The 4,876-nt window shown below is 58.0% G+C and carries 2 protein-coding genes and 3 pseudogenes; 3 read left to right on the forward strand and 2 right to left on the reverse strand.

Features of this window, described 5'->3' with window-relative positions:
• Nucleotides 1–126 precede the first annotated feature (126 nt).
• Nucleotides 127–903 (forward strand): annotated as a pseudogene (locus AAFO90_RS23930) (IS21 family transposase); the annotation flags it as partial.
• Nucleotides 900–1,346 (forward strand): annotated as a pseudogene (locus tag AAFO90_RS23935) (ATP-binding protein); the annotation flags it as partial. The pseudogenes AAFO90_RS23930 and AAFO90_RS23935, both read left to right, overlap by 4 nt.
• 31 nt (nucleotides 1,347–1,377) lie before the next feature.
• On the opposite strand, the gene AAFO90_RS23940 reads toward AAFO90_RS23935, so the two are convergent.
• Nucleotides 1,378–2,601, reverse strand: a complete 1,224-nt coding sequence (locus tag AAFO90_RS23940) for an IS256 family transposase (RefSeq protein ID WP_347511058.1) — start codon at nucleotides 2,599–2,601, stop codon at nucleotides 1,378–1,380.
• Between the two features lie 25 nt (nucleotides 2,602–2,626).
• Between AAFO90_RS23940 and AAFO90_RS23945 the strand changes: the two are divergent.
• Nucleotides 2,627–2,983: pseudogene (locus tag AAFO90_RS23945) on the forward strand (ATP-binding protein); the annotation flags it as partial.
• Between the two features lie 394 nt (nucleotides 2,984–3,377).
• On the opposite strand, the gene AAFO90_RS23950 reads toward AAFO90_RS23945, so the two are convergent.
• Nucleotides 3,378–4,724, reverse strand: coding sequence for a hypothetical protein (locus tag AAFO90_RS23950; protein WP_347511059.1), 1,347 nt, complete (start codon nucleotides 4,722–4,724; stop codon nucleotides 3,378–3,380).
• Between the last annotated feature and the right edge of the window lie 152 nt (nucleotides 4,725–4,876).

A 4,876-nucleotide genomic window follows, 5' to 3' on the forward strand; every position in this document is an offset into this window, starting at 1 on the left:
TGTTCGCGATACAGCCGAACACCGCGCTCGCGAAACTCGGCTGTGTACTTCGGGGTGTGCTTCTTCTGGTCCATAGGGTTCATCCTTTGAGAGTTTTACTCTCCGGTAAACCCGGGGCGGTTCAGTCTGGTGGGCTGGTCCCGGCGCAACCTGATGGTGCCGCTGCCGGAATTCCCTGATCTGGACAGCTTCAATGTCTGGCTCGAAGAACAATGTCTGACACGGCAGTCGGCTGTCTTGCATGGGCACCGGGAGACGATCGGCGAACGGCTGAAGCGGGATCTGGCTGCCATGTCGCCACTCCCTGCAATGCCTTACCAAGCCTGCCACAAGGCAACGGGCCGGGTCAGCTCCCAATCTCTGGTGCGCTACAAATCCAATGATTACTCGGTTCCCAGCACCTATGGCTTACGGGAGGTGACGATCCGTGCGTTTGTGGATGTGGTCGAAATCGGCTGTGGTGGTGGGGTCATCGCCCGTCACGCCCGCTGCTACGAGCGCGAACAAATGATCTTCGACCCTGTGCATTACTTTGCCCTTCTGGAGACGAAGCCCGGGGCCTTGGACCAAGCCGCCCCTTTGGTCGATTGGGAGATGCCCGACGAGCTGCAAACCCTGCGTCGCCTAATGGAAGCGAGACATGCCCGCCAAGGGCGCCGAGAGTTCATTCAGGTGCTTCGGCTCCTGGAAAGCTTTGATCTGCCGACTTTGTGCGCGGCGGTGCGGGTGGCGTTGCAAAAGCGGGCGATCGCCTTTGATGCGATCAAGCATCTGGTCCTGTGCCAAGTGGAGCGCCGCCCCGCTCGGCTCGATCTGTCCCTCTACCCCTATCTTCCCCGGACTGCGGTTCAGACGACAAAAGCCGCGAGTTACATGGCGCTCCTGTCGGAGGGAGCCGCATGACGGAAGTCCCGGACCTTCTGCTGGCCCATCACCTCAAGAAGCTCAAACTGCCCACCGTATTGCGCGAATACGAGAAGCAGGCGCGACAGTGCGCCGCCGAGGGGAAGGATCACATCCAGTTCCTCCACAGATTGATCGAATTGGAACTCATCGATCGGGAGCGGCGTATGGTGGAGCGACGGGTCAAGGCGGCGAAGTTCCCGGCGCCCAAAAGTCTGGACAGTTTCGACTTCCAGGCAATCCCCGCCCTGAACAAAGCCAGGGTGTTGGACCTCGCCCGTTGCGGATGGATCGAGCGGCGCGAGAACGTGATCGCTCTGGGGCCAAGTGGCACGGGCAAAACGCATGTCGCTCTTGGCCTTGGACTGGCCGCTTGTCAGAAAGGGATACCGGTTCGCTTCACCACCGCGGCGGCTCTTGTCCATGAGCTGATTGAGGCGAGACTGTGCCGAATTTTGTGCCTGACGCGTTTTGTTAGGCCATTGGGAAGCGGTCTTCGAACATGATGGCGAACTGGCTTCTGACAGCGTGCCATTCGCGCACCGAACGCTTCCACTCGGACGATGTAGCATTGAGCGCGAGATAGATCAATTTCGCCGCCGCGTCGTCGCTTGGGAAATGGCCTCGGGTTCTGACGGCTCGGCGGATTTTCGAGTTCAGCGCCTCAATGGCGTTCGTGGTGTAAATCAGCCTGCGGACCTCGGGCGGGTAGTCGAGGAACGGGATCACCTCGTTCCAAGCGCGCCGCCAGCTCGGTGCGATTGCCGGATACCGTCTTGCCAGATCGCTTTCCTCGAACTCAGCCAGAGCCAGTTCTGCAGCATCGGCATCCACTGCCGTGTAGATCGCCTTTAGAGCGGCCGCGACGGCTTTGCGGTCTTTGTAGCTGGCGAAGTTCATGGAATGGCGCAGGAGGTGGACAATACAGGTCTGAACCCGCGTCTGGGGAAAGGCAGCCTCGATAGCCTGAGGGAAGCCCTTCAGCCCGTCCACGACGGCGACGAGGATGTCCTGGACGCCCCGGTTTCGCAGGTCGTTGAGAACCTTGGCCCAGAACTTTGCGCCCTCATTGGCCTGAAACCACAGACCCAGAACGTCCCGCGTGCCATCCGGCAGTACCGCGAGGGCCACGAAGACCGCCTTGTTCGAGACCGCCCCATCGCTGCGGATATTGACCCGGATCGCGTCCATGAAGACGATCGGATAGCAGGGTTCCAGAGGGCGGTTCTGCCAGGCGGTAACCTCCTCCATCACGGCGTCGGTGATCCCGGAAATCAGGCTAGGCGAGGCTTCGACGCCATAGATTTCCTCGATATGTCCCTGGATCTCGCGGGTCGTCATGCCACGGGCATACATGCTGACGATCTTGCGATCGAACTCGGGAAAGCGGCGCTGATACTTGGCGATCAGCATCGGATCGAAGGTCCCGTTCCGGTCGCGGGGGATGTCCAGAACGACCTTGCCGCTGTCGGTGGTCACGGTCTTCTGGCTGCTGCCGTTTCGCCGATTGGGGGGCTGATTACGGCCCTCAGGCGCCTCCTCGGCGCGCTCTTCGTCAAGATGGACATCCATCTCCGTGCTCAGCGCACGTTCCGCCAGCGCCTTGGTCAGTTCCGCCAAGATGCCGCTCTTGCCAAATAGATCGCCGGGGGAACGGCCCTCCATCAGACGGTCCAGTAGGTCTTTATCGATGCTCATACGTGGGTCTCCTCTGTGAGCAGTTACCACGTCAGCGCACAAAATTCAGGATAGTCCCATTGAGGCCAGTGACGAGAAACGGCTCCTGCGCCTGCAAAAGCAGATGCTGGCACCCAAGCTGCTGATCATTGATGAATTAGGCTTCGTGCCATTGAGCAAAACCGGCGCAGAACTCCTCTTCGAACTGATCTCGCAGAGATACGAACGCGCCTCGACATTGATCACCAGCAACCTCCCCTTCGAGGAATGGACTGAAACGCTCGGATCAGAACGTCTCACCGGCGCACTTCTTGATCGGCTCACCCATCATGTCTCCATTCTCGAGATGAACGGTGAAAGCTACCGCCTCGCACAGAGCCGAAAAACAACCCAGAACAACTGATCAGGAATTGCCCCTCACGGGGCAATGCGCCCGGGAACCCGCTTGCTATGTGAGGAGCCGCAGGTCCCCGGGCGCCTCTAAAATCAAACAAACGGCTCAATCCAAACTGGCCTACTTTTACGCCGCCCTAATGGACCAATTTTGCGCCGCCCTTGACACAGAGCCCCGCAGTCGTGCGGAGTGCTGCGGTCACGGCCAGCGCGCAAGTGGTCCGAATGGCAGAAAGGGCAAAGCGGCTAGGGCAGTGAAGAGGCAAGTGTTTTTGCAAGTCGTGTGGACATCGGCGTCGAGAAGAGCGGGACGCCGACTGGGGGCAGTGCAGCGTGGCACTCACAGAACAACTGGTGACGTGGTCATCTGAAACTCCTACAGAAACGACTAGGTTCAGCACTGATCATCGAACGATTTCAAAGTCGTCTAGAGTAACCCCATAGACCTTCTTAAATGTTTCATTACCCCACGCCTCCGCTTGCGTCTGATCGTAGTTCTCGAACAACCAACGGAAATCGAAGGCAAAGGGGCCGTCTTTAAGGAGCCACTGTCTGGTCAGATCATAGAGAGGCATCATGCCGTAGAAGCCATGAAAAGTATCCATGACGGCCTTTTCCGTACGGTGTGGCCAACTCCTAGGATAAACCCCATCCTTGTCACCCCGGTCACTGAACAGCGACAGATGGCGCAGCCATATGTCGCGCACGCCCCTCGTGTTCTTGTCGCCCGCCAAATAGGCGCCGGGCCAGCAGAAGAACTCGGGGCGCTCGAACTTATCTTGGCACAGCGCAACAAAGTGCGAGAGGAACACCCTGATTGGAAGATTCATGGGCTCGTACTCAAACGAGCGATACTCCTCCATAAGCTTGGGAAGGCCCGGAGCGTTTTCATGCCACTTCAAGACAGCACTCAGCCCCTCCATGGGGTGATCGTAGCCCACATTGCTTGTCAGCTCCTCGGATACGGCGATGTACTCTTCTTTGGAGTATTCAGTGATGGACCGCTTGAGGTGCGGCAGCTCCTTCACGCTAAGGCAAAGCCTCGTGAAGCGGACGCCAACATCTACGTCAAGAATCAGATCCTCAAAACTCGTCACCTCTAGGGGCAACCCACGCGTAGGATTGATCGACAGGTCGCATACAAGCAAGAACAGACCTATCAACGGATCATCCATATGCTCCGGCCATTCGGCTTCTGCCAGTTCGAGGAAGCGCTCGAATGCTTCGACGTAGATCCCTGAGAAGTATCCCATGTCGCGCAGCTCGGTGCATGAGAGCGGTTCCTGCTGCGTGTTGTGCAGGAATTGTAGCTGGATGAATCTTGCCTGCCCCTCATAAATCGCGCGCAAACCTGTTGCAGGCAGCCGAACCGGAGAGCCCCAGTAAAACCCTTCATGCTGAGCGGCATTCAGACGCTGCTCCTCGGCCTGCCATTTAGAGGTCTTGGGCAGGATTTTGAACTCCGGGTCGATCGTATCAGCGATCATTCCCACGAGCTGATGGAAGACGACAAAATAGCCGTGCCCCACTGACTCGAAGTGGTTCTCCTTGATCATCCAATGGACGTGTTTGCGGGGCTCATAGGCGTAGTACTTGTAGTATTCGACATCGAGAGCGTTGTTCACGGCCGTATTGGCCTGCGCGAGCTTTGCCTGCGCGGAGTGCCCTTCTTTTAGAAGAATCTGATCCGTATAGCCTTTCAGGGGCTTTTTGGCACCGACTGAGGCGAGCACCTCCTTGAGCTCACCCATGCTTGAGTGACATTGAGCAAGGTAGCTGAACCGCCCCGGGTTTACCGGAGAGTAAAACTCTCAAAGGATGAACCCTATGGACCAGAAGAAGCACACCCCGAAGTACACAGCCGAGTTTCGCGAGCGCGGTGTTCGGCTGTATCGCGAACACC

This window comes from Phaeobacter sp. CAU 1743, assembly GCF_039839315.1.
Lineage (GTDB): Bacteria > Pseudomonadota > Alphaproteobacteria > Rhodobacterales > Rhodobacteraceae > Phycobacter > Phycobacter gallaeciensis_A.

Coding starts and splice junctions, on each gene's coding strand:
- AAFO90_RS23940 (WP_347511058.1), bottom strand. CDS start 2,601: ATGAGCATCGATAAAGACCTACTGGACCGTCTGATGGAGGGCCGTTCC.
- AAFO90_RS23950 (WP_347511059.1), bottom strand. CDS start 4,724: ATGGGTGAGCTCAAGGAGGTGCTCGCCTCAGTCGGTGCCAAAAAGCCC.